Annotated in this window: 21 protein-coding genes and 1 pseudogene; 11 read left to right on the plus strand and 11 right to left on the minus strand. The window is 62.8% G+C overall.

Features of this window, described 5'->3' with window-relative positions; genetic code table 11:
• Nucleotides 1-27 precede the first annotated feature (27 nt).
• The 3 genes from F8R15_RS17310 to F8R15_RS17320 are packed head-to-tail and all read right to left on the minus strand — an operon-like array spanning nucleotide 28 to nucleotide 2,693.
• A complete protein-coding gene (locus F8R15_RS17310) occupies nucleotides 28-783 on the minus strand; it encodes an SDR family NAD(P)-dependent oxidoreductase (RefSeq protein ID WP_078571295.1) in 756 nt (251 codons plus the stop codon).
• Nucleotides 784-816: 33 nt separating this feature from the next.
• Entirely contained in the window at nucleotides 817-1,845 is a 1,029-nt protein-coding gene (locus F8R15_RS17315; protein WP_152845410.1) for a transketolase family protein, read from the minus strand.
• Nucleotides 1,842-2,693 carry a transketolase gene (locus tag F8R15_RS17320; RefSeq protein ID WP_078571298.1) on the minus strand — a complete coding sequence of 284 codons (852 nt, stop codon included), beginning with the start codon at nucleotides 2,691-2,693 and terminating at the stop codon, nucleotides 1,842-1,844. Before F8R15_RS17320 ends, F8R15_RS17315 begins: the two co-directional genes overlap by 4 nt.
• A 227-nt stretch (nucleotides 2,694-2,920) precedes the next feature.
• Here F8R15_RS17320 and F8R15_RS17325 point away from each other — a divergent pair, with 227 nt between their 5' ends.
• From F8R15_RS17325 to F8R15_RS17335, 3 genes and pseudogenes are all read left to right on the plus strand, one after another.
• Complete coding sequence (locus F8R15_RS17325; protein WP_078521205.1) at nucleotides 2,921-3,739, plus strand: sugar phosphate isomerase/epimerase; 819 nt, start codon at nucleotides 2,921-2,923, stop codon at nucleotides 3,737-3,739.
• Nucleotide 3,740: 1 nt separating this feature from the next.
• A complete protein-coding gene (gene dhaL / locus F8R15_RS17330; RefSeq protein ID WP_152845411.1) occupies nucleotides 3,741-5,483 on the plus strand; it encodes a dihydroxyacetone kinase subunit DhaL in 1,743 nt (580 codons plus the stop codon).
• A 715-nt stretch (nucleotides 5,484-6,198) separates the two neighbouring features.
• Nucleotides 6,199-6,306: pseudogene (locus F8R15_RS17335) on the plus strand (SDR family oxidoreductase); the annotation flags it as partial.
• A 50-nt stretch (nucleotides 6,307-6,356) separates the two neighbouring features.
• Here F8R15_RS17335 and F8R15_RS17340 read toward each other — a convergent pair.
• The 5 genes from F8R15_RS17340 to F8R15_RS17360 are packed head-to-tail and all read right to left on the minus strand — an operon-like array spanning nucleotide 6,357 to nucleotide 12,178.
• A complete protein-coding gene (locus F8R15_RS17340; RefSeq protein ID WP_152845412.1) occupies nucleotides 6,357-7,589 on the minus strand; it encodes a Tm-1-like ATP-binding domain-containing protein in 1,233 nt (410 codons plus the stop codon).
• 10 nt (nucleotides 7,590-7,599) lie between these two features.
• Nucleotides 7,600-9,084 carry an aldehyde dehydrogenase gene (locus F8R15_RS17345; RefSeq protein ID WP_152845413.1) on the minus strand — a complete coding sequence of 495 codons (1,485 nt, stop codon included), beginning with the start codon at nucleotides 9,082-9,084 and terminating at the stop codon, nucleotides 7,600-7,602.
• 3 nt (nucleotides 9,085-9,087) lie between these two features.
• Complete coding sequence (locus F8R15_RS17350; protein WP_152845414.1) at nucleotides 9,088-10,611, minus strand: tripartite tricarboxylate transporter permease; 1,524 nt, start codon at nucleotides 10,609-10,611, stop codon at nucleotides 9,088-9,090.
• A 12-nt stretch (nucleotides 10,612-10,623) separates the two neighbouring features.
• Nucleotides 10,624-11,235, minus strand: coding sequence for a tripartite tricarboxylate transporter TctB family protein (locus F8R15_RS17355; RefSeq protein WP_152845415.1), 612 nt, complete (start codon nucleotides 11,233-11,235; stop codon nucleotides 10,624-10,626).
• Complete coding sequence (locus tag F8R15_RS17360) at nucleotides 11,225-12,178, minus strand: tripartite tricarboxylate transporter substrate binding protein (protein WP_152845416.1); 954 nt, start codon at nucleotides 12,176-12,178, stop codon at nucleotides 11,225-11,227. Before F8R15_RS17360 ends, F8R15_RS17355 begins: the two co-directional genes overlap by 11 nt.
• A gap of 12 nt (nucleotides 12,179-12,190) precedes the next feature.
• Between F8R15_RS17360 and F8R15_RS17365 the strand changes: the two genes are divergently transcribed.
• From F8R15_RS17365 to F8R15_RS17375, 3 genes are read left to right on the plus strand one after another with little or no spacing between them, the layout of a single operon-like run.
• Nucleotides 12,191-13,093: an IclR family transcriptional regulator gene (locus tag F8R15_RS17365; RefSeq protein ID WP_253732722.1), complete on the plus strand. Its 903-nt coding sequence runs from the start codon at nucleotides 12,191-12,193 to the stop codon at nucleotides 13,091-13,093.
• Entirely contained in the window at nucleotides 13,086-13,733 is a 648-nt protein-coding gene (locus F8R15_RS17370) for an HAD-IA family hydrolase (RefSeq protein ID WP_152845417.1), read from the plus strand. The genes F8R15_RS17365 and F8R15_RS17370 overlap by 8 nt, the downstream gene beginning before the upstream one ends.
• Nucleotides 13,734-13,744: 11 nt before the next feature.
• Entirely contained in the window at nucleotides 13,745-15,097 is a 1,353-nt protein-coding gene (locus F8R15_RS17375) for an aspartate aminotransferase family protein (protein WP_152845418.1), read from the plus strand.
• A gap of 56 nt (nucleotides 15,098-15,153) precedes the next feature.
• Here the strand turns inward: F8R15_RS17375 and maiA are convergent, their stop codons facing one another.
• The 3 genes from maiA to F8R15_RS17390 all read right to left on the minus strand — a co-directional run bounded on the left by maiA (nucleotide 15,154) and on the right by F8R15_RS17390 (nucleotide 16,804).
• Nucleotides 15,154-15,771 (minus strand): maleylacetoacetate isomerase, encoded by a 618-nt coding sequence (gene maiA, locus F8R15_RS17380; RefSeq protein ID WP_152845419.1) that lies wholly within the window; start codon nucleotides 15,769-15,771, stop codon nucleotides 15,154-15,156.
• Nucleotides 15,768-16,226, minus strand: a complete 459-nt coding sequence (locus F8R15_RS17385) for a MarR family winged helix-turn-helix transcriptional regulator (protein ID WP_152845420.1) — start codon at nucleotides 16,224-16,226, stop codon at nucleotides 15,768-15,770. Before F8R15_RS17385 ends, maiA begins: the two co-directional genes overlap by 4 nt.
• 125 nt (nucleotides 16,227-16,351) lie before the next feature.
• Nucleotides 16,352-16,804 (minus strand): MarR family winged helix-turn-helix transcriptional regulator, encoded by a 453-nt coding sequence (locus tag F8R15_RS17390; RefSeq protein WP_253732724.1) that lies wholly within the window; start codon nucleotides 16,802-16,804, stop codon nucleotides 16,352-16,354.
• 175 nt (nucleotides 16,805-16,979) lie between these two features.
• Here F8R15_RS17390 and hmgA point away from each other — a divergent pair, with 175 nt between their 5' ends.
• The 5 genes from hmgA to F8R15_RS17415 are packed head-to-tail and all read left to right on the plus strand — an operon-like array spanning nucleotide 16,980 to nucleotide 22,361.
• On the plus strand, nucleotides 16,980-18,341 hold the full coding sequence (gene hmgA, locus F8R15_RS17395; protein ID WP_078521180.1) for a homogentisate 1,2-dioxygenase: 1,362 nt from the start codon (nucleotides 16,980-16,982) through the stop codon (nucleotides 18,339-18,341).
• Entirely contained in the window at nucleotides 18,338-19,576 is a 1,239-nt protein-coding gene (fahA, locus tag F8R15_RS17400; protein ID WP_152845421.1) for a fumarylacetoacetase, read from the plus strand. Before hmgA ends, fahA begins: the two co-directional genes overlap by 4 nt.
• 11 nt (nucleotides 19,577-19,587) lie before the next feature.
• A complete protein-coding gene (locus F8R15_RS17405) occupies nucleotides 19,588-20,538 on the plus strand; it encodes an MBL fold metallo-hydrolase (protein ID WP_078521176.1) in 951 nt (316 codons plus the stop codon).
• Nucleotides 20,539-20,562: 24 nt separating this feature from the next.
• Entirely contained in the window at nucleotides 20,563-22,119 is a 1,557-nt protein-coding gene (locus F8R15_RS17410; protein ID WP_152845422.1) for an FAD-dependent oxidoreductase, read from the plus strand.
• A complete protein-coding gene (locus F8R15_RS17415) occupies nucleotides 22,116-22,361 on the plus strand; it encodes a DUF2783 domain-containing protein (protein ID WP_078521172.1) in 246 nt (81 codons plus the stop codon). The genes F8R15_RS17410 and F8R15_RS17415 overlap by 4 nt, the downstream gene beginning before the upstream one ends.
• Nucleotides 22,362-22,373 lie beyond the last annotated feature (12 nt).

A 22,373-nucleotide genomic window follows, 5' to 3' on the forward strand; every position in this document is an offset into this window, starting at 1 on the left:
ACCGCGAACAGGCGTTATTCGGTCGGCCTAGTGAATGAGCGAGCCGCCATTCACGTCGACTTCGGTGCCGGTGCAGTAGGCCGAGAGGTCAGAGGCAAGGAACAGCGCGCAACCAGCAACATCCTCTGCCGTGCCCGCGCGTCCCATCGGAATTCCGGCGAGGACTTGCGTGCGCATCTCTTCTGTCAGCTTGCCTGCGGTGATGTCGGTGGCGATGAAGCCCGGGCACAGCGCGTTCACGCGCACGCCGTCGGGGGCAAGCTCGCGCGCCGAGGCCTTGGTCAGCCCCAGCACGCCCGCCTTCGCCGCCGAATAGTGCGGGCCACCGAAGATGCCGCCGCCGCGCTGCGCGGAAACCGAGGACAGGTTCACGATCGAACCGGTCTTGCGCTCGCGGAAATGCGGAGTCAGCGCCTGCGTCATGTAGAGCGTGCCACGCAGGCTCACATCGGTCACCGCGTCGTAATTCTCCGGCATGATGTCCATGAGCTTGAGCGGCTGGGTGATGCCCGCGTTGTTCACGAGGATATCCACCGCGCCCCATTTCGCGATCAGCTCGTCCGCGGCGGCCTGACAGGCAGCCTTGTCGACGACGTTGCAGGCAAGCCCGACATGCCCCTCGCCGGGCAGATCGGCGGCAGCGGCAGCGGCCTGATCCGCGTCGAGGTCGAGGATCGCCACGGTCGCGCCATGCTGTGCGAAAAGCGTCGCCGTCGCCTTGCCGAGCCCGCGGGGGCTGGCCGCCCCGGTCACGATGGCAAATTTACCGTCCAGAAGTCCCATTGTGTTCCTTTCTTGGTGTCGTTGGCGCGGCGCTCAGAGCCAGCCGCGGATCTGTTGGGCGATCTTCGCGGTGCTCAGGCCATAGAGGTCATGAAGCGTGGGCAGCGCGCCCGCTTCGAGAAATTGGTCGGGCAGCGCGATCTGGCGGAAAGCCGGCGTCACCCCTGCGCGCAGGAGCGAGCGGGCAACCGCTTCGCCCAGTCCGCCGACTTCGGAGTGGTTCTCGGCGGTGACGAGAAGTCGGCCCTTGCCTGCCTCGGCGAGGATCGTCTCGGTATCGAGTGGCTTGATCGTCGGGCAGTGCAGAACGGCGACGTCGATCCCGTCCTTGGCCAGCAACTCCGCCGCGTCGAGCGCGCGCATGGTCATGATCCCCGAGGAGACCACCAAAACGTCGCGCCCCTCGCGGATCATCTGCGCGCGGCCCAGCTCGAACTGGTAGTCGGGCCGATAGCGGGTGATCACCGATGGCACCTTGCCCCGCAGAAGCCGGGCATAGACCGGTCCGTCATGAGCGATCATCGCAGGCACCATCTGCGCGACATCGGTCGCGTCACAGGGATCGAGAATGGTCAGGTTGGGCAAACCGCGGAAGATCGCGAGATCCTCGGTCGCCTGATGGCTGGGCCCGTAGCCCGTGGTCAGGCCCGGCAGACCGCAGACGATCTTGACCGGCAGGTTCTCCTCCGCGATCGCCATGCAGATGAAGTCATAGGCCCGGCGCGAGGCAAAGACCGAGTAGGTCGTCGCAAAGGGAATGAAGCCCTCATGCGCCATCCCGGCAGCGGCCGACATCAGAAGCTGCTCGGCCATGCCCATCTGATAGAAACGGTCGGGATAAGCCTGCGCGAAGACATGCAGATCGGTATATTTCGCCAGATCCGCCGTCAGGCCGACGATGCGGGCATCATCCTTCGCGGCCTCGACCAGCGCATGCCCGAAGGGGGCCGCGACGGTGTCATAGCCTTCCGCCGCCAGCGACGCGATCATCGCGCTCGTCGCGACCTTCGTTTCGGGCACGCGGCGGGGTTCGTATTTGCGGGCACGGGCTGCGGCGGTCATGCGGGCACCTCTGCGTCTAGAATGTCCAGTGCGCGCGTCCACTCATCGGGCTCGACGCGGACGAAATGGGTGATCTCGCGCTCTTCGAGAAACGGCACGCCCTTGCACATCTTGGTATTGCAGATGATCACGCGGGGCTTTGGCTCGGGGCAGGTGCGGGCAGCGTCAAAGGCCGCGACCAGCGCATCGAGGTCATTGCCGTCGACTTCCTGCGCGTGCCAGCCAAAGGCCTCCCATTTCGGTGCCTCGGCCCCGACGGCGAGCGCGTCACGGGTCGGGCCATCGGCCTGCTGATTGTTGAAATCGACGATGCAGATCAGGTTGCTCAGACGGTGCTGGGTGGCCGACATCACGGCCTCCCAGGTCGAGCCTTCGCCCAGTTCGCCATCGGACATCAGGTTGTAGACGAACTGATCGCCGCCCTTCGCCTTCAGCCCGAGCGCCATGCCGACCGCGATGCCCAGCCCATGGCCGAGGCTTCCGCCGGTGATCTCCATCCCCGGCGTGTAAGAGGCCATGCCCGACATCGGCATCCGCGAGTCGTCCATCCCGTAAGTGCCGATCTCGTCCTCGGGCAGGATGCCCGCCTCGATCAGCGCGGCATAAAGCGCGATCGCATAGTGGCCGATCGACAGCAGGAAGCGATCGCGACCTTCCCATTCGGGATCGTCGGCGCGCAGATTCAATGCGTGGAAGTAAGAGGTCGCGAGAACGTCAGCCACACCAAGCGCCTGACCGACATAGCCCTGTCCCTGGACTTCGCCCATCTGGAGGGCTTTGCGACGGATGCCCCAGGCGCGGCGCGCCAACGAGACGTTCGACCGCAGATTTGCGGTAAGTTCTGGCATGGTTCCTCCCCTGCGGCGATCCTCCATCAGCCGCATCCTGCCCAGAACACTGCCGCGAGGAGCGCTCCAAAAAAAGAAAGGAAACTTAAACTCGTTGTTAGTATTTCTTCACAACTTCCCGGCTGGTTTTGATGTCCGAGCGGTGGCTTCCCCGCTACTCCTGTTGGGGAAGCTCTGCGCGCTACACTGAGGAGGTCGTGTGCAGAGCATGACTACGGGAGGACATCATGAAACTGGGTTTGGGCAGTTACGCCTATCGCTGGTCCATCGGGATCAAGGATCAGATCCCCTCTAAGCCGCTGACGGCATTCGACCTTTTGGATCGTGCGGAAGCGCTCGGACTTGAGGTCGTGCAATATGCGGACAACATGCCGCTGGACCGTTACACTGCGGACGATCATCACAAGCTCTACGAGATCGCCCAACAAAAGGGCCTTCAACTCGAGCTGGGAACGCAATGTTTCGATGCCGATGAAGTCGACCGCTATATCGAGATCGGCCAGCGCCTTCATTCGAAGATCATGCGCGTGGCCCTCGATGCCGAGGACAGCCATATGCCGGTGGCCGAGCTGGCCGAGCAATTGCGCCCGCGGGTCGATCGTGCGCGTGCCGCAGGCATGAAAATCGCGATCGAGAACCACTTCAACTATCCCAGCCCGCGTATGGTCGAGCTACTGGAGGCGGTCGGCGACGATCACCTCGGGGTCTGTCTCGACGTGGCGAATTCGATCTGTGCAAACGAGTGGCCCGAAGAGACGATCAGCCTTTTGGCGCCTTGGACGATCAATCTGCACCTGAAGGATTACGAGATCACGCCCGACCCCTATGGCGTCGGTTTCCGCATCCACGGCGTGCCCTTAGGCACGGGCCGCGCGCCGATCGCGTGGACCCTCGACCAGCTGGCGCATTGCCCCGCCGACATGAGCGTCATCCTCGAACATTGGCTGATGCTGGAGAGTGACGGCCTCGAAGCGGCGATCGCCAAGGAACAGCCGTGGATCGAACAGACCACCGCAGCCGCGAAAACTTTTACCGAGGGGCGCTGAGATGACCGACGACATTCGCACCAAGAAACTGATGAACGCGCCCGAGGACATCATCCCCGAGGCGATCGAAGGGATGCTTTCCGCCCATCCCGACCTGCTGACCGTCGAGGGTGCCACGCGCCGCGCGATCGTGGCCAAGGACGGCCCGCGCGACGGCAAGGTGGGCATCATCATCGGTGGCGGTTCGGGGCACGAACCGGCCTTTGCGGGCTATGTCGGGCGCGGCCTGGCGGATGCGGCGGCGGTCGGGAACGTCTTTGCCTCGCCCTCGCCCGAGCACATCATGGATGCCGCGCGCGCGGTCGAAGGGGGCGCGGGCGTGATGTTCCTCTATGGGAATTACACCGGCGACGTGATGAATTTCGACATGGCCGCCGAGGAATGCGAGGGGATGGGTATTCCCGCCCGCTCGGTTCAGGTCACCGATGACGTGGCCTCGGCGCCCAAGGGCCGCGAAAAAGAAAGACGCGGCATCGCCGGGGATTTCTTCGTCTTCAAGATCGCGGGCGCTGCCGCCGAGGCCGGTCGCGATCTCGAAGCCTGCTATGCCGCAGCACAGCACGCCAATGACAATTGCCGCTCGATGGGCGTCGCGCTGAGCGCGTGCTCCTTGCCCCAGACCGGCAAGCTGAATTTCGACCTCGGCCCGCGCGAGATGGAAATCGGCATGGGTATCCATGGTGAACCGGGCATGCGTCGCGGCCATCTCGAAAGCGCCGATGCGGTGAGCGACGAGCTGATGCAGGCCATCCTGACCGACATGGAGCTGGGCAAGGGCGACGAGGTCGCGGTACTGGTCAACGGGCTGGGCGCAACTGGGCCGCTGGAGCTTTACATTCTGCACCGCCGGATCGCGCAGATTCTTGGCGAGCGCGACGTGAAAATCCACCATAGCTGGGTCGGGGAATACTGCACCTCTCTCGAAATGGCCGGGGCTTCGGTCACGCTGCTCAAGCTCGACGACGACCTCAAGACGCTGCTCGATATGCCGTGCCGGACGCCTGCACTCACGGTCGCCGGAAGCCTCGAGCCGGTGGGCAAGCGCACCCGCCGCACTCATGCCGCCGCCTCCAGCACGAGCGGGATCGAGCGGTCTGACCTTGCTATCGACGGCCCCGTCACCCCCGAGCGTTTCCGCCAGATGATGCTGGCGATTGCAGATGCGATCCACGCGAACCGCGACTGGCTGTCGGAGCTCGACGGGGTCATCGGGGATGGCGATCACGGCGTCACGATGGATATCGGCTGGACCGCTGTGCGCAAGGAGCTGAAAGACCCGACGGATGAAACCGTGTCCGAGACCTGCGCGCGCATGGCCAAGGCGTTTCTCGACGCGGTCGGCGCGTCTTCCGGGCCACTTTATGCGACCGCCTTCCGCAAGGCGGGCGAGGCTGTGTCCGATCGGCTCAACCTCGATGCCGGTGCGATGGTCGCGTGGATCGAAGGGATTTGCGCAGGCATCCAGTCGCGCGGTGGCGCACAGGTCGGCGATAAGACGATGATCGACGCATGGGTTCCGGCGGTGGCTAAAGCGCGCGAGACCCTGCAATCGGGCGGTGACGTGATCGCCTGCCTCGAGGCGGCCTGCGCTGGCGCAAAAAACGGCCGCGACTACACCGCTGAAATCGAAAGCCGCCGGGGCCGGTCAGCCAAACTGGGAGAACGCTCTGTCGGGCACATGGACCCGGGCGCGGCCTCGGCTCATGTCATGCTGGTCGCGATGACCGAGGCCCTGCGCGATTGATCATGATCGGGGCGCTCTCAAGGGCGCCCCGCCCGTCATCGCGTTCAATGTCCGAAATCCCCGGTTTCGGATAGTCCCGTTTGCGAGGGTCACATCACCACCACTACGATTTCGTGGGCGAGGTTGTCGCAACCAGCGGCGCGGAGCGCGCTTTCCCGTAAAGACCGTCTGCGAGTATGGCGAAGCCATCCGCTATGATCGCGGCGTTTTCCGCCTCATTCCAGTCCGCTGCCGCTACGGCGCCAGGTTACGATTGGGCATCTGAAATGTCAGCCGGAAAACCCGGAAACCGGGGTTGGTTCTGGAAACCAACCTGCAATGCAGTGTTCCGAATTTCGGCTGAATAGTGGAGGCGAGTACCGGAATCGAACCGGTGTACACGGATTTGCAATCCGCGCTTTGTCGCTGATTTCATTGAATTTTATTGTAAACTAAGTGAGTTTGGCTTGCTGGAATATCAATGACTTAAAGGGCGAGTTGTAAACCTCCCGGGCTTGTAGCGAATATTGGGTTGGTATCGGCTATGTTCGGTGTATCGCGCCCGGCAAAACTGTTTAGCATCGAGGCTGAGATCGGTGACCGGTACCGGAACGCGCCTTCAGGCGACAAGTTTCCGCTCGAGTTGGACATCGCTCTGGGTCGACAATTCGATGTTGCTTCCCCGATTAGGCTCAGGACGCATAGCCAATAGATGACCGTAGCGGCGAGAGCTATTGCGGAGGCCGAGGAGGTCGCACATGCAATCGCGCTGTTGCTCTCCGACGAGGCCGGTTTGCTCACCGGTGCTGTGCTGCCGGTCGATGGTGGTTTCCTGTCCGTCTGACCTCACCCAGGAAGCTATCTCACGAAACCTGCGGCGGATGCTGCTCTAACTCAGCCCTTAATCAGACCCTCCTCCCGCCACGCGTCGAAGATCTCAAGCGCGGCTGCGGGGAAGTCGGGGTCGTTGATATGGGCCTTTACCTCGTGCAATGCGACATTGTCGGGCGCGCAGGCGCGGATTTCGTCGAAAAAGCCCGCCAGCCCCTCAGGGTCGTGCAGATCGTGGCCGGGACGGTCCAGTTCGTGCACCCCGCCCAAAGGCAGCAGCAGTGCGGTCGGTCCCTTTGCCCCAGCCAATTTCTCGCAATGCGCACGCGCCACCGCCCGGCGCTCCGCATTATCGAGCACGACCGAGGTCAGCAGCCGGTTATGCGCGTGACTCGGATGATCTTTCCATTTGTCGGGCAGGGACTGCCAGCCGACCATATCGACCAGATCGTGACAGGCAGGGGCGACGATCTGCGGCGTGCCCGAGGCGCCTGCATTCGTCATCCGGTCGGCGCCTGCGCTGATGGCAGAGCCATGCAGGTGGTTGCCGATTTCCTGCGTCGCGAAGTCGAAAACGCAGGCGAAGGCGCCCTGTGCCGCGAGGCTCTCGAAGGCGCGCCCGCCCATGCCCGTGGCGTGAAATACCGCGACCTCGTAGCCGCGCGCTTCCAGTTCGGGCTTCAGCGTCACCATGTATTTCAGGAAGGATTTCCCGAAGGACGTCATCCCGATCAGCGGTTTCGAACGATCGGGCCGTTCCACCGCTCGGACCGCGCCCAGAACCGCGCCCGCCGCCTGACTGAGCGAGGCTTTGCAGATCGAGTTCAGCCCGTAAAGCCCGCCCGCCCAGAGGATCATCTGCACATCCGCCGCGATCCGTTCGGGCGGCAGAAGCGGCGAGAAAGAGACCGTCGAGACGATATATTTCGGTACCCCGATCGGCAGCGCCGCACATAGGTCGAGCGCCAGATCGGTGCCCATGGTTCCGCCCAGCACGACCATCCCGTCGAACAGGCCCTCGGCGTGGAGTTGCGCGACCAGCGTCGCACCCCCGCGCGCCATGATCTGCATCGCCTGGTTTTCGTCGCCGCTCGCAATCGCAACCTCTATAGAAGAGCCGCCCGCTTCGGCCACCTGATGCTTGCTGTATTCGACCGGGGTCGAGGGGGCGCCGAGAACCGAGACGTCCATACGCAGGACACGCCCGCCCTGTGCCTCGATTACCTCGCGCAGATAGGTCAGTTCATCGTCCTTGGTGTCGTAAGTGCCGACAACGAGAATGGTGCGATCAGTCATACGCGCCCCCTTACAGTTTGATCCAAGCGGTTTTCAGATCGAGATATTTATCGAACGCATGCAGTGACTTGTCGTGCCCGTTGCCCGACTGTTTGACCCCTCCCAAGGGCACGGTCAGGTCGGATCCGCCATAGGTGTTGACATGCACGACGCCCGCGTGGATGCCCCGGATCATCCGGTGCGCGCGGCTCAGGTCTGCGGTCCAGACGGCCGCGGCCAGCCCGTAGTCGGTGCCGTTGGCGATGCGCAGGGCCTCTGCTTCGGTGTCGAACGGGATCACTGCCAGAACCGGGCCGAAGACTTCGCGCTGTGCAATCGGATCGTCGGGGGCGACCCCGGTGACGATCGTGGGCTCCATGAAGAATCCGCCTGTCTCTTCACGGATGCGCTTGCCGCCGAAGACCTGTCGGCCCGCGGCTTCGGCCTCGCTGACGAAGCGGAGGTTCTGCTCCAGCTGGCGGGCGGAGTTCACCGCTCCGGCCTGCGTCGCCGGGTCGAGCGGATCGCCCACCTGCATCGTCTCGGTGAAGGCACGCAGCTTCTCGACGAAGGTGTCATGGATCGACCGCTCGACCAGCAGCCGCGATCCGGCGATGCAGACTTGCCCGGAATTTCGGAAGATGCCGTTGGCCGCGACCTTCACCGCCGTGTCCAGATCGGGCGCATCGGCAAAGACGATGTTGGGCGATTTGCCACCCAGTTCCAGATAGACGCGTTTGAGGTTCGATTTCGCGGCGTTCTCCAGCAGACGCCGCCCGACCGGACCCGAGCCGGTGAACACCATCACGTCGATCTGCATCGACAGAGCCATCGCTTCGCCGACCACCGCGCCTTCGCCCATCACGACGTTGAACACGCCCGGCGGCATCCCGGCCTCGAGCGCCAGATCGGCGATGCGGCGCAACGTGAGCGACGCGGTCTCGGCCGGTTTCAGAACGACCGTATTTCCCGCCGCCAGCGCCGGGCCCAGCTTCCACGCGCCGATCATCAGTGGGAAGTTCCATGGTACGATCGCGCCGACCACGCCCACCGGTTCGCGATGCACCAGCCCCAACGCATCGGGCGCGGTGGGGGCGATCTCGCCATAGATCTTGTCGATGGCCTCGGCATAGTAGCGGATCGTCGCGGCGGCGGAAAACGACTCGGCCTTCAGTGCCATGCCGATCTCGGTGCCGTTGTCGCGCACGCCGAGAACGGCAAGCTCCAGTGCGTTGGCCTCGATCAACGCGGCCCATTTCATGAGCACTGCCTTGCGTGCAGCCGGGGCCAGCCCCGACCAGCGCCCGTCATCAAAGGCCGCGCGCGCGCTGGCGATTGCGGCTTCGGCATCGGTGGTCGTGCCGCGCGCCAGCGTGGTGATCTCGCGCCCGTCGAGCGGTGAGATCACCGCCAATGTGCCACCGTCCGAGGCGGGCTGTGCCGCGCCCTCGATCAGATGCAGGGCAGGGGGGATGTCGGCGCTACGCAGCGCCGCGATCTTGTCGGTATCGAGCATTGCTTACCTCGTGAAACTGTCATGCATGTCGTGATCGTGCGCGCTCTCTGGCTCGCGGTTCTGGCGCTCGCGGTAAAGGCTCGCGAAATGGGCGATCAGAAGTCCGCCGATGGCCAATCCAAGGATTGCCGCGATCGGACGGTCGAAGAAGTCGATCGGCACGTGCACGCGCGCCATCGACGACCGCAACTTGGTCTCCATGATGCCGCCCAGAACCATGCCCAGAACGATCGGGACGATCGGCAGGTTTTGCCGTTTCAGGATCAGTCCGAGGACGCCAAATGCCGCAGCAATCGCGCAGTCCACAATCGAGTTGCGCAGTGAATAGACGCCGACGAAGCTAAGAACGAGGATCATCATGCCAAGGAAACGCGTCGGAATCTGGATGATCTTTAGCAGCCAGTTCGACGAGACGAGCATGAACAGCACCACGATGATGTTGAGCAGGATCATCGCGATATAGAGCGCGTAGACGAAATCGAGCTTGTTCTGGAACAGCTGCGGGCCGGGGATCACGTTATGGACGTAGAAGACCGACAGCATCATTGCGGTGAGCGCCTCGCCCGGGATGCCGAGCGCCAGCAGCGGGATCATCGCAGCGGCGGGAACCGCATTGTTCGCCGCCTCCGACGCGATCAGGCCTTCGGGACTGCCTTTGCCGAATTCCTCGGGCGTCTTCGAGGTTTTCTGTGCGTAGGTGTAGGACAGAAACTGCGCGGTGAATTCGCCGACGCCGGGGATCATCCCCATCAACACCCCGCAGCTGGCAGCAAAGCCCGCCACCCTTTTGTGGCGTAGGACGCCCATCATCGCCCGCCCCATCGAGCCTTCGATGCGTTGCGCATGCGGTGCCGATTCCGGTTCGATCAGCAGGAGGAAGGCTTGGCTCAGCGCGAAAAGCCCCAGAACCACCACGATCAGATCAAAGCCCGAATTCAGGAAGTCGAAACCAAAGGTGAAGCGCATCGTGTATTTGACGGGCTCCAGTCCGACGGTCTGCAGAAAGATTCCGAAGGCCGCCAGCATCCCGGCCGCAAAGGTCTGGCCGCGATGGGCGAGGATCACCAGGACGATACCCAGAAGTGCGGCCAGGAAAATCTCGCGCGAGCCGAACATCGGCGCGATTTTCGCCAGCACGGGCGAAAGCAGGATCAGAGCGATGATCGAGGCGACGCCGCCGAAGAACGAGGCTCCATAGGCGAGGCCAAGCGCGCGCAACGCCTCGCCCTTCTTCGTCATCGGGTGGCCGTCATAGGTGGTCAGCGCGTTGACCGCCGTGCCGGGCGTGTTGATCAGGATTGCGGGCAGCGACCCGCCGAACATTGACGACCCGTAGATGCCCAGAAGCATGGTCAAGCCGACCAGCGGCGGCATCGCAAAGGTCGCGGGCAGCAGGATGGCGATTGCGACGGCCGGGCCGACGCCGGGGATCGCACCGATGATCACCCCGCCAATCGAACCGATCAAGAGAGCGACCATAACGTCGAGGCGCATCAGCATCTCTGCGCCGGAAAGCAGCATGTCCATGAGGGACGCTCCTTAGAAGTAGGTCATTAGAATTGCGCGGAAGGGCGCAGGGGTGGCCTCGTAAATCAGTCCGGCGGGGATTTTGACTTGCAGGAAGCTTTTGAAAAGCACCACGACGACGATCGAGAACAGGACGGAGATCAGCATCCAGCGCCAGCCGCGGTATCCCAGACGCAGCGTCATCGCGCAGCTGAACAGGATCGTGGCGGGCAGGTACCCGATGAGCGGAACCAGCGCGACATAGGCCATGAACCACACCGCATATTCGAGCGAGCGTAGCCATTGCATGACTTCGCGCCAACGGCCGGGAATGCGCTCCGAGACGAACGAGCCGAGAAGGTGAAACATGCTGAATACAACCATCGCGATGATCGAGATCATCGGCCAGAAGGCGGGTTGCGCGTAGGTCTTCGTGCGCTTGACCCATTCGGTCTGCCACGGCAGGGCGATCAACAAACCGATGGAGAGCGCGAAGAACAGCACGGCGAAGGCCATGTCACCGGGACGGCGATAGCGCTTGAACAGATCCTCCAGGTTCTTGGTGCGGATCGCCCGAGCAAAGCGGGCGCCCGCGCGCGGAGGGGTCTCGCGCGCGGGGCCTGGAGAGGATGGCTCATTCGCCATTGATGAGACCATCGATCGTGCCGAGGGTTTCACTGTCATGGGCGATGCGCTGGGTCGCGGTCGCGGCATCTTGCCAGTAGATCAGCGCACCCGTTTGATCGGCCAGCTCCTTGGCCTTGTCCGAGCTCATGACTTTTTCGGCGACGGCAGCGATCTTTTCGCGCACGTCCTCAGGAGTGCCTTTCTTGACGAAGAGGCCATCCCACAGCGCCAGGTCGAGATCCGGTTCCAGCTCGCCGACCGTCGGGGTGTCGGGCGTCAGTGGAATACGCTTCTCCCCGATCGATGCCATCACGTTGATATCGTCGAGGCAGGGGAGGATCAGTTGCAGTGTGGTGTTGATCACGTCCGCATCGCCCGAGGCCAGCGTGTTGCAGTCGAGCGCGTCGAACGCCGCTTCGGATCCGAAATCGAAGCCCTTTTTCTTCGCGAGTGCGAAGGTCACCTGCGTCGGGATCAGGAAAGAGCCGAAGTGTCCCAGCGCAACGTCGTGGTCCTTGGCATAGCTGGCCAGCTCGTCGATCGTTGCATAGGGCGCATCCTTTGAGGCGGCGATGACGAACGGGTAGGTCAGGAAAATGCCCACCGGCTCGAAAGGATCGGGGCTGAGCGCGGGGATGCCAACCGAGGGGCCGACCACGGGCACGTCAATCACGAAAGAGCCGACCGTGTAACCATCGGCCGGAGCCTGTGCGACTTCGGCCGCGCCGGGAAAGGGGCCGCCGCCGCCGCCGGGCTTGTTCACCACCGCAGCGGGAACGCCATAGGTCTTCTGGAACTCGTCCGCGATCATCCGGGTCAGCACGTCTTCAAGATCGCCCGGCGGGAACGGGACGACGAATTCGACGGGTTTCTCGGGGTATTCGGCCTGCGCGGGCAGGCCCGCGGCAAGCGGGAGGCCGAGGGCGAGCGCCCCTGCCAGCAGCTTGAAGGTCGAAGTCATGAAGCTCTCCTGTTGAGTGGTTTATTATTTGAACCGTTGGTATCAAATATTCTTGCATCGGGTTTTCTTTTCTGTCAACGTTTCAGTTGCAACGAACGGAATTTTTACGGGAGGCTGCCAAAGGGCGCGATGGGAACGATCACAAAGGCATTGGAATTGCTGGATTATATCTCCACTCAGCGCCCCGAGATCGGGCTCAGCGAATATGTTCGTCTCACGCAGCGCGATAAGGCTACGGTGCACCGTCATCTCGTCGAATTGGCCGAATGCGGCTTTCTCGAACAGAACCCGGAGACCCGTGGCTATCGGCTGGGCCCCGCGATTCTGCGTCTCTACGGGGTGCGCGAGGCGAATATGCCGCTGCGTTCGGTGTTGCGTCCTTTTATCGAAGAGATGGCGCAGGAAGTCGGCGAGCTGGTCCATGTCTCTCTGTTGCAAGGCCAGCAGCTTTCGCCGGTCGTGCATCATGATCCGCGCCTGCACGGGACGCAGGTCGCTTTCGACGAGTCGCAGCTTCTGCCTCTGCACGCGACAGCCTCTGGCTTGGTGATGCTTTGCTTCGGCGGAGACGATCTGCGGGCGCGGGTTCTGGATGCGCCGCTGGAGAGCTTCACCGCCCAGACCGTCGTCGACCCTGATAGCCTGCGCGAAAAGCTGGCGGAATGCCGTGGCGATGGCAGTGTTTGGGTGGAGAAGGGCTTCGACGACGAGGTTTCTTCTCTCGCTGGGCCGATCTTCGGGCTTGGCGGCGCGGTGATCGGCGCGGTTTCGATCGCGGTTCCTTCGTCGCGCGCGGGGTCTGAGAAGCGCGCAGCCATGGTGGAGGCTCTGCGAAAATGGGTGCCCCGACTGTCCGAGCTCATGGGCGGTTCGCTTCCTGCGGATTATCAACAACGCGAGGTGTCGCATGGCTGAGCGCGCGCTCGTGCTCGACTTCGGTGGCGTGATCTCACGCACGCTGTTCGAAACGCATGATCTGACCGAGGCTGCGTTGGGGCTTGCGTCGGGAAGCTTGACCTGGCGCGGTCCGTTCGAACCTCAGACCGACCCGCTCTGGCGCGCGATGCAGGCGGATGAAATCTCGGAGCGCGACTATTGGCGCCAGCGCACGCAGGAAGTGGCGGCTCTGGTCGGACGCGACTGGAGCGAGATGTCCGATTTCGTGCGCGCGGCGCGCGGGGCGAGCCCTGCCGATGTGATCCGCCCGGAATTCCTCGCAGCGATCGACAAGGCTGAGGCTGCAGGGTGCCGCCTCGCGATCCTGTCCAACGAGCTCGATCTGTTCTACGGCGCGGATTTCCGCGAGAAGCTGCCCTTCCTGCGCCGGTTCGACGCTGTGATCGACGCGACCTATACCAAGATTCTGAAACCCGACCCGCGCGCCTTTCACGGTGTGCTCGAGGCGCTCGACCTTCCGGCCGAAGCCTGCGTTTTCGTCGATGACCAGCTGCGCAATATTCGCGGCGCCGAGGCCGTCGGCATGATCCCCGTTCACTTCGATGTGCAATCTCCCGCTCAGGGCTACGCCACCGCGCTGCGCCTGCTGGGCCTATGATGAGGACCGACATGAAAGACGAGAATTTCCTGAAAGAGCGCAACGCCCGTTCGATCTGGCACCCGATGGCTCATCCCGCGGACAGCCAGAAGAATCTGCCCGAGATCATCGTGGCGGGCGACGGAGTGACGATCACCGATGTCGATGGCCACAAGACGGTCGACGGTGTGGGCGGGCTTTGGAACGTCAATCTCGGGTTCTCGTGCCAGCCGGTGAAGGACGCCATTGCCGCACAGCTCGACCGTCTGCCCTATTACTCGATCTTTCGCGGCACCACGAACGACGCGGTGATCGAACTGGGGGAGATGCTGGCCGAGTTCTTCGCGCCCGACGGGCTGGAGCGCGCGTTCTACACCTCGGGCGGTTCGGATTCGGTCGAGATCGCGCTGCGTCTGGCGCGGCAATATCACAAGCTGCGCGGCGAGGCGGGCCGGGTGAAATACCTCTCGCTCAAGAAGGGCTATCACGGCACCCATACGCTGGGCGCAAGCGTCAACGGCAACGCCAATTTCCGGACCCAGTACGAACCGCTGATGCCGGGCTGCTACCACATCCCCGCGCCCTATACCTACCGCAACCCCTTCAACGAGACCGATCCCGAGAAGCTGGCCCAGCTTTGCCTCGCCGCGCTGGAAGACGAGATCAAGTTCCAGGGCGCGGAGACGATCGCCGCGATGATCATGGAGCCGATCCTGGGCGCAGGCGGCGTGATCGTTCCCCACGAAAGCTTCATGCCCGGCGTGCGCGCGATCTGTGACAAATACGGCATTCTACTGATCGCCGACGAGGTGATCACCGCCTTCGGTCGCACGGGCGCATGGTCGGGTTCGCGGCTCTGGGGCGTTCAGCCGGACATGATGACCACCGCCAAGGCGATCACGAACGGGTATTTCCCCTTCGGCGCTGTGATGATTTCGGGGCGCGTGGCCGAAGTGTTCGAATCCGATACCACCGGGAAGGCGGCGATCGGCTCTGGCTACACCTATTCGGGCCATCCGGTCGGCGCGGCAGCGGCCATTGCCTGCCTGAAAGAGACGCAGGCGCTCAACGTCAAGGACAACGCAGCCGCGCGTGGGGCCCAGCTCTACGAAGGGTTGCTCGATCTTCAGAAAAAGCACGAAATCGTGGGCGACGTGCGTGGCGGACGTGGACTCATGTGCGCGCTGGAACTGGTCTCGGATCGGGCGACCAAGGCGCCGATCGACAAGGCCAGCATCGCCAAGGTTCATCGCGGTGCCTACGAGACGGGCGCGATGGTTCGGATCTCGGGCAACAACGTGATCCTGTCCCCCTCGCTGATCGTGACCGAAGAGAACATCGCCACGATCCTCGGCGCGCTCGACGCAGGGCTGTCGGCGGTCTGACGAAAAAGCCCGGCCTGATCTGCGGGCCGGGCGTGTTCAAGTCGTCTGTATGCGGCTCAATGCGGGGTCTTGTCGGGATGCGCCGCGGCGAAGGCGGGCAGGCTTTCGAGATGCGCGCCGATCCGGGTCAGTTTCGGCATCCTTGTCAGGTCGACCTTCCAGCGCTGCGCATTGTAGAGCTGCGGCACGAGGCACAGATCGGCCAGAGTGACCGACGACCCGTGGCAGTAATCGCCTTCATCCACCATCGCTTCGAGGGCCTGTAGGCCGGGCCCGATAAACGCCTGCATCCAGCCCTCCATCGTGATCGCTCCCTCAGAGGCGGCGACTGCGTGTTTGGCGACGCGAAGATTGCAGATCGGGTGAATATCGATGGCGACGGCATGGGCGAGAGCACGGATCTTCGCGCGTTCAGCCGCATCGCCGGGCAGCAGGTTCAGATCACGCGTCTCATCGAGATATTCGAGGATCGCCAGGGACTGGGTGAAGCACTTTCCGTCGAGCTCTATCGCAGGAACCAGCCCTTGCGGATTGCGCGCACGATGCGCGGGCTCGGTTTGCTCGCCCTTGGTCAAGTCGACGGAAACGCTCGTCCAGTTCATTCCGGCCAGACCGAGGGCGATCCGCACCCGGTAACTCGCCGAGGACCGCCAGTAATCATAGAGCACCGTCATTGTGCCGCCTTCTTTGTAAGCAGTTTATCCATGCCGCGTCGCAGCCCCTCCAGATCGCGGCCCAGTAGTGTCTCCAGATCCGATTGATAGGCGATGGCGCGCGGAAGCAGTTTGGCCATCAACTCGCGTCCGACCGGGGTCAGGCTGAGCGCGATCAGGCGTCCGTCGGAAGGGTCGGGGCGTTTCGTCACAAGCCCCGCCTGTTCCAGCGCCGCCGCGGCCCGGCTGACCTTGGGCCGCTCCAGCGAGACGCGCCGTTCGATATCGCGTACCGACACCGGCCCGGCATGGCTGAGGTGAACCATCACTCGCCATTGCGGCATGCTCAGCCCGGCTTCGCGATAGCCCTGAGCCAACTCGTCGCTCAGCTTCGTCGCGATCTCCGCCATCAGATAGGGCAGGAAATCATCGAGCTGGAACTCGGGCAGCGGCGTATCGGTCTCGTGTCGGGTCATCGTCGCGTGGGCATCTGTGTTTTGTTGCGCTTGCAACAAAGAAGCACAAAACACGTTTCATTTGCAACGATAAAGCGGCGGCGACGTGCAGTCGACTGCACCAAACGACCGGGAAGCCATGTCGTTTACCGTGGTGGGAGTGCGAGAAGCCGGTCCAGACCGGTCTCCAGTTTTGTGGCCGCGTCGCCGAGTTCTGCCTCCAACTCGGCTTGGAAGGCGTTCGCCAGCACCAGAAGCTCCGCCATCATTGCGCGGCCATTCGCGGTAAGTCGCAGCTTGACCAGTCGTTTGTCGCCTTCGTGGCGGGTCTTCGCGATCAGTCCGCTGGCCTCCAGCCGGGATGCCGCGCGCGAGACCTTGGATTTTTCCATCGCCACCCGCGCTTCGATGTCCCGCACCGATACGTCATCGCTCTGTGCGAGATGGACGAGGACACGCCATTCGGGAATCGAGATGCCGAACCGGTCTCTATATTGCCGGGCGAGCCGCTCCGAAAGTTTCTCGGCAGCTACAGCCAGCCGGTAGGGGGTAAAGCTATAGAGATCAAATTCGGGCATCTCAGCTGCATCTTCAGACATCCTCAACCCCCTGCTTTCGAACATGTTTTTATATCCGCACCATCATAATACAGCGGCGAATTCATTGCGAGTGCAATAAATATCCTTGACTTCGTTGCGAATGAAACGAAAAATCAGGCCAGGTTCGAAACCGCAGCTTTCCGCGCTGCCCGTGACCAAGGGATTGGAGGATCTCATGACCGATCAGGCGCTTCCGAAGGGCATGATCCGCGCGACCGGCACCACCGGCACGCATGAAGGTTATATGCCCGGTTTTGGCAATGACTTCGAAACCGAGGCGCTGCCCGGCGCTCTGCCTCAGGGACAGAACAGCCCGCAGAAGGTCGAATATGGCCTCTATGCCGAGCAGCTTTCGGGCACCGCATTCACTGCACCGCGCGGCCAGAACGAGCGCACGTGGTGCTACCGTATCCGACCCTCGGTGAAGCACACCGGTCGGTTCGAGAAGATCGACGTGCCGTATTGGAAATCGGCGCCCAATATCGACCCCGACGTGATCAGCCTTGGTCAGTATCGCTGGGATCCGGTACCGCATACCGACGAAGAGCTGACCTGGATCACCGGGATGCGCACGGTCACCACGGCCGGCGACGTGAACACTCAGGTCGGTATGGCGAGCCATATCTACCTCGTCACCAAATCGATGGAAGACGAGTATTTCTTTTCGGCCGACAGCGAATTGCTGGTGGTTCCGCAGGAGGGGCGTCTGCGCTTTTGCACCGAGCTCGGGATCATCGACCTCGAGCCCAAGGAAATCGCGATCCTGCCGCGCGGCCTCGTGTATCGCGTCGAGCTTCTCGACGGGCCTGCACGCGGCTTTGTCTGCGAAAACTACGGTCAGAAGTTCGACCTCCCGGGCCGCGGTCCGATCGGCGCTAACTGCCTTGCCAACCCGCGCGACTTCAAATGCCCCGTCGCGGCCTTCGAAGACCGTGATGCGAAAAGCCGGGTCGTGATCAAGTGGTGCGGGCAGTTCCACGAGACCTTCATCGGCCACAGCCCGCTCGACGTGGTGGCATGGCACGGGAACTACTGCGCCTATAAATACGACCTGCGCACCTACAGCCCAGTCGGCGCGATCCTGTTCGATCACCCCGATCCCTCGATCTTCACCGTGCTCACCGCGCCTTCGGGGCAGGAAGGTACCGCGAATATCGATTTCGTGCTGTTCCGCGAGCGTTGGATGGTGGCGGAGCACACCTTCCGTCCGCCGTGGTATCACAAGAACATCATGTCCGAGTTGATGGGCAACATCTACGGCATCTACGACGCCAAGCCGCAGGGCTTCGTGCCGGGCGGGATGAGCCTGCACAACATGATGCTGCCGCACGGGCCGGATCGCAACGCCTTCGAACATGCATCGAACGAGCCGATGGAGCCGGTCTATCAGGCCGACACGATGCAATTCATGTTCGAGACGCGCTTCCCGCAGATGCTGACCGAATTCGCGGCGAAGGAAGCGCCCCTTCAGGACGATTACATCGACTGTTGGGACAGCATCGAGAAGAAATTTGACGGAAAACCGGGGATCAAATGACCGACAAGACCAGCTGGGTGTCGTCCGCACAGGGCGACACCGACTTTCCGATCCAGAACCTGCCCTACGGCGTCTTTGACGACGGTAAGGGCGCACGGATGGGTGTCGCGATCGGGGATATGATACTTGATGTGGCCAAGGTGGATCACGAGCTTCCGGCGGAGCTCTTTGCCGAGCCCGCATGGAACCGCGTCATGGAGGCCGGCCCGGAGATTTGGGCCAAGCTGCGCGCGCGCCTGACCGAGCTTCTCTCCGACGAGACGCACAAGTCGGCGGTCGAGCCGCATCTGGTGCCGCAGTCCGGCGCGAAGATGCTGATGCCGTTCCGCGTGGCCGAGTACACGGATTTCTACGCAGGCAAAAACCACGCGACCAATGTCGGCACGATCTTCCGCGGGGCGGAAAACGCGCTGCCCGCGAACTGGCTGTCGATCCCGATCGGCTATAACGGCCGCGCCTCGTCGGTCGTCGTCTCGGGCACGCCGGTCACCCGCCCCAACGGGCAGGTGAAAGGCCCGAACGAGGATCTGCCGCGTTTCGCCCCCTCGGCGCGCTTCGACATCGAACTGGAATTCGGCGCGATCGTCGGCCAGCCCTCCGAAGGCATGATCTCGGTCGGTCAAGCCGATGACATGATCTTCGGCTATGTGCTGCTCAACGACTGGTCGGCGCGCGACATCCAGGCTTGGGAATACGTGCCGCTCGGTCCGTTCCAGGCCAAGGCGACCGCGACCACGATCAGCCCGTGGATCGTGACTCGCGCAGCGCTGGAGCCGTTCCGGGTCTCGACGCCCGAGCGCGAGCGACCGCTTCTGCCGTATCTGCGCGAGCCGGGGCCGATGAATTACGACATCGATCTGGAGGTCGCTCTGCGCCCCGAGGGCGGCGAGGAGGCCGTGATTTCGCGAACCAATACCTCGATGCTCTACTACTCCGCCGCGCAGCAGCTGGCCCATCACACCACGTCGGGCTGCGCCATGCGCGTAGGCGATCTGCTGGGCTCGGGCACGATCTCGGGCACCGAGAAAGACAGCCGGGGCTCGCTGCTCGAACTCAGCTGGTCGGGCAAGGAGCCGCTGGAACTTCCCGATGGCTCGACCCGCAGCTTCATCGAGGATGGTGACACGCTGACCCTGCGCGGTGCTGCGCAGGGTGAAGGATACCGCATCGGGTTCGGTGATTGCGCGGGGCAGGTTCTGCCCGCCCGCGCCTTGCCGGACTGGGCTAAGGAATAAGGAGGCATCTCATGGCCAAGGCATTCGCGTCGCAAGGCGACATGGAAGACAAGAAAATCAGCTTCACCCAGGTGGGCGAGGGGCTGTATGCCTTCACCGCGGAAGGTGACCCCAACACCGGTGTGATCATCGGCGACGACAGCGTGATGATCGTTGAGGCGCAGGCCACTCCGCGCCTTGCGCGCAAGGTGATCGAATGCGTCCGCTCGGTGACCGACAAGCCGATCAGCCACCTCGTGCTGACCCACTACCATGCCGTGCGCGTTCTCGGCGCATCGGCCTATGGTGCCCGCGAAGTCATCATGTCCGATACCTCGCGCGCTCAGGTCGCCGAACGCGGTCAGGAAGACTGGGACAGTGAATTCGGTCGTTTCCCGCGTCTGTTCCAAGGCCATGAGGAAATCCCGGGTCTGACCTGGCCGACCACGACCTTCTCAGACCAGATGACGGTTTATCTGGGCAACCGACGCGTCGATATCATGCATCTCGGCCGCGCCCATACCGCAGGCGACGCGGTGATCTGGGTTCCGGATCAGGAGGTCATGTTCACCGGTGACATCGTCGAGTATCACTCGGCTTGCTATTGCGGCGACGGGCACTATCAGGACTGGCCGGAGACGCTTGCCAATATCGCGGCTTTCGAGCCCAAGGCGATTGCGCCCGGTCGGGGCGATGCGCTGGTCGGTGAGGAGATGGTCACCGAGGCGCTGGAAAACACCGCCGACTTCATCCGCTCGAGCTACAAGCCGGTGGAACGTGTGGTGGCCCGCGGCGGCACCCTGAAAGAGGCATGGGACGCGGTGCGCGAAGCCTGCGATCCGAAATTCGCCGATTACGCGATCTACGAACATTGCCTGCCGTTCAACGTGGCGCGCGCCTATGACGAGGCCCGCGGCATCGACACCCCGCGTGTCTGGACGGCTGAGCGCGATCAGGAAATGTGGAACGCTTTGCAAGGCTGAGGAGAGCCGGGAGGGAGGAGAGCCATGCCGTATGATTACAAACCGTTCGACTATGTAGCGCCTCCCGGCCTTTCGGGGCCGGAGGCACGCCACAAGGTCATCATCGTGGGCGCAGGGCCGATTGGTCTTGCGGCTGCGATCGAGCTTGCGAACCACGGCGTGGGCTCCGTCATCCTCGACGACAACAATGTCGTTTCGGTCGGCAGCCGCGCGATCTGCTGGTCGAAACGCTCGCTCGAAATTCTCGACCGTCTCGGCGTGGGCGATGCCTGCGTGCAGAAAGGCGTGACCTGGAAGGTCGGGCGCACCCGGCACGGGGCGCGCGAGGTCTTCAACTTCGACCTGCTGCCTGAAGACGGCCACAAGATGCCCGCCTTCGTGAACCTTCAGCAATACTATGTCGAGGAGTATCTGGTCGAGGCGGCGCTGGCCAATCCGCTGATCGACCTCCGTTTCAAGAACAAGGTCACCGGGCTGAGCCAGACCGACGATTGTGCGGTTGTGCAGATCGAAACGCCCGATGGTGAGTACGCGCTTGAAGCAGACTATCTGCTGGCCTGCGACGGGGCGCGTTCACCCATTCGCCAGATGATGGGGCTCGATTTCGAAGGCGAGCTGTTCGAGGAGCGTTTCCTCATCGCCGATATCGAAATGCAGGCCGATTTCCCGTCCGAGCGGTGGTTCTGGTTCGAGCCGGAATTTCACGCCGGGCAGTCGGCGCTTCTGCACAAGCAGCCCGACAATATCTACCGCATCGACCTTCAGCTCGGTTGGGAAGCAGACCCGGAGGAAGAGCGCAAGCCCGAGCGGATCATCCCGCGTATCGAGAAGGCGGTGGGTCATTCGAACTTCAAGCTCGACTGGACGTCGATCTACACGTTCCAGTGCCGCAGGCTCGAAAAGTTCGTGCATGATCGTGTGATTTTCGTGGGCGACAGCGCCCATGTCGTTTCCCCGTTCGGCGCACGTGGCGGCAATGGCGGCCTGCAAGATGTCGATGCGCTCGGTTGGCGGCTTGCCGCGATTATCAATGACGGAGCGAGCCCGGAACTTCTTGAGCGCTATGATGCGGAACGGACCTATGGCTCGGATGAGAACCTGACCAATTCCAGCCGGACGACACGGTTCATGTCGCCTCGTGCCGGCGCTGAGCGCTGGTTCCGCGACGCGGTTCTGGCGCTTTCGGAACATGCGCCTTTTGCGCGGCCGATGGTCAATTCCGGGCGGCTCAGCCTCCCGTGTTGCTATCCGCTCGATGCTGCGCCGAACGTCGAGGCGATGCCGGATGTGAGCCGCCCCGGAAAAGTCGCGCCGGACGCACCGCTCGGGAATGAATGGCTCCTGCAAAAACTTGCGGGCCAGTTCACCCTGCTCGCGATTGGCTGCAAGGCGCCTGAGGTTGATGGCCTGAATACGCTTTCGCTCGAGGTCACGCCGGAGCTGAGCGCGCGCTATCTCGGGCAGGCCACGACAGGGCTTTACCTGATCCGCCCCGACCAGATCATCGCGGCACGCTGGGAAACGGCTGAGCCCGCCCAGATCATCGACCATCTCACCGCGATCAAGGAGGGACGGGCATGAGCTTGCAGACCGAACTCAATATCAAGGATCACGACGCGCTCTACGAGAAATTGATCGCGACGCATAAAGGGTTGACGGAAGCGGAGAGTGCAGCACTTAACGCGCGGCTCGTTCTGATCTTGATGAATCACGTCGGCGATCCGGAGGTTCTGGAAGAAGCTTTTGCGCTCGCACGGCAAAGCGGACGCAAGGCGAAGTTGACAAGTGACACGACTGCGAATGAAGTTAACACGTTAAGTTAATCGGGCTCGGCC

Source organism: Thioclava sp. JE_KL1, assembly GCF_009296265.1.
In the GTDB taxonomy this organism is placed as follows: Bacteria; Pseudomonadota; Alphaproteobacteria; order Rhodobacterales; family Rhodobacteraceae; genus Thioclava.

What these genes read in the sequence shown, in the direction of transcription:
- F8R15_RS17390 (WP_253732724.1), bottom strand. Translation starts at nt 16,804, where the DNA reads ATGTCTGAAGATGCAGCTGAGATGCCCGAATTTGATCTCTATAGCTTT.
- F8R15_RS17315 (WP_152845410.1), bottom strand. Translation starts at nt 1,845, where the DNA reads ATGACCGCCGCAGCCCGTGCCCGCAAATACGAACCCCGCCGCGTGCCC.
- F8R15_RS17415 (WP_078521172.1), top strand. Translation starts at nt 22,116, where the DNA reads ATGAGCTTGCAGACCGAACTCAATATCAAGGATCACGACGCGCTCTAC.
- hmgA (WP_078521180.1), top strand. Translation starts at nt 16,980, where the DNA reads ATGACCGATCAGGCGCTTCCGAAGGGCATGATCCGCGCGACCGGCACC.
- fahA (WP_152845421.1), top strand. Translation starts at nt 18,338, where the DNA reads ATGACCGACAAGACCAGCTGGGTGTCGTCCGCACAGGGCGACACCGAC.
- dhaL (WP_152845411.1), top strand. Translation starts at nt 3,741, where the DNA reads ATGACCGACGACATTCGCACCAAGAAACTGATGAACGCGCCCGAGGAC.
- F8R15_RS17325 (WP_078521205.1), top strand. Translation starts at nt 2,921, where the DNA reads ATGAAACTGGGTTTGGGCAGTTACGCCTATCGCTGGTCCATCGGGATC.
- F8R15_RS17320 (WP_078571298.1), bottom strand. Translation starts at nt 2,693, where the DNA reads ATGCCAGAACTTACCGCAAATCTGCGGTCGAACGTCTCGTTGGCGCGC.
- F8R15_RS17360 (WP_152845416.1), bottom strand. Translation starts at nt 12,178, where the DNA reads ATGACTTCGACCTTCAAGCTGCTGGCAGGGGCGCTCGCCCTCGGCCTC.
- F8R15_RS17405 (WP_078521176.1), top strand. Translation starts at nt 19,588, where the DNA reads ATGGCCAAGGCATTCGCGTCGCAAGGCGACATGGAAGACAAGAAAATC.
- F8R15_RS17375 (WP_152845418.1), top strand. Translation starts at nt 13,745, where the DNA reads ATGAAAGACGAGAATTTCCTGAAAGAGCGCAACGCCCGTTCGATCTGG.
- F8R15_RS17345 (WP_152845413.1), bottom strand. Translation starts at nt 9,084, where the DNA reads ATGCTCGATACCGACAAGATCGCGGCGCTGCGTAGCGCCGACATCCCC.
- F8R15_RS17385 (WP_152845420.1), bottom strand. Translation starts at nt 16,226, where the DNA reads ATGACCCGACACGAGACCGATACGCCGCTGCCCGAGTTCCAGCTCGAT.
- F8R15_RS17355 (WP_152845415.1), bottom strand. Translation starts at nt 11,235, where the DNA reads ATGGCGAATGAGCCATCCTCTCCAGGCCCCGCGCGCGAGACCCCTCCG.
- F8R15_RS17370 (WP_152845417.1), top strand. Translation starts at nt 13,086, where the DNA reads ATGGCTGAGCGCGCGCTCGTGCTCGACTTCGGTGGCGTGATCTCACGC.
- F8R15_RS17350 (WP_152845414.1), bottom strand. Translation starts at nt 10,611, where the DNA reads ATGGACATGCTGCTTTCCGGCGCAGAGATGCTGATGCGCCTCGACGTT.
- F8R15_RS17410 (WP_152845422.1), top strand. Translation starts at nt 20,563, where the DNA reads ATGCCGTATGATTACAAACCGTTCGACTATGTAGCGCCTCCCGGCCTT.
- F8R15_RS17340 (WP_152845412.1), bottom strand. Translation starts at nt 7,589, where the DNA reads ATGACTGATCGCACCATTCTCGTTGTCGGCACTTACGACACCAAGGAC.
- F8R15_RS17310 (WP_078571295.1), bottom strand. Translation starts at nt 783, where the DNA reads ATGGGACTTCTGGACGGTAAATTTGCCATCGTGACCGGGGCGGCCAGC.
- maiA (WP_152845419.1), bottom strand. Translation starts at nt 15,771, where the DNA reads ATGACGGTGCTCTATGATTACTGGCGGTCCTCGGCGAGTTACCGGGTG.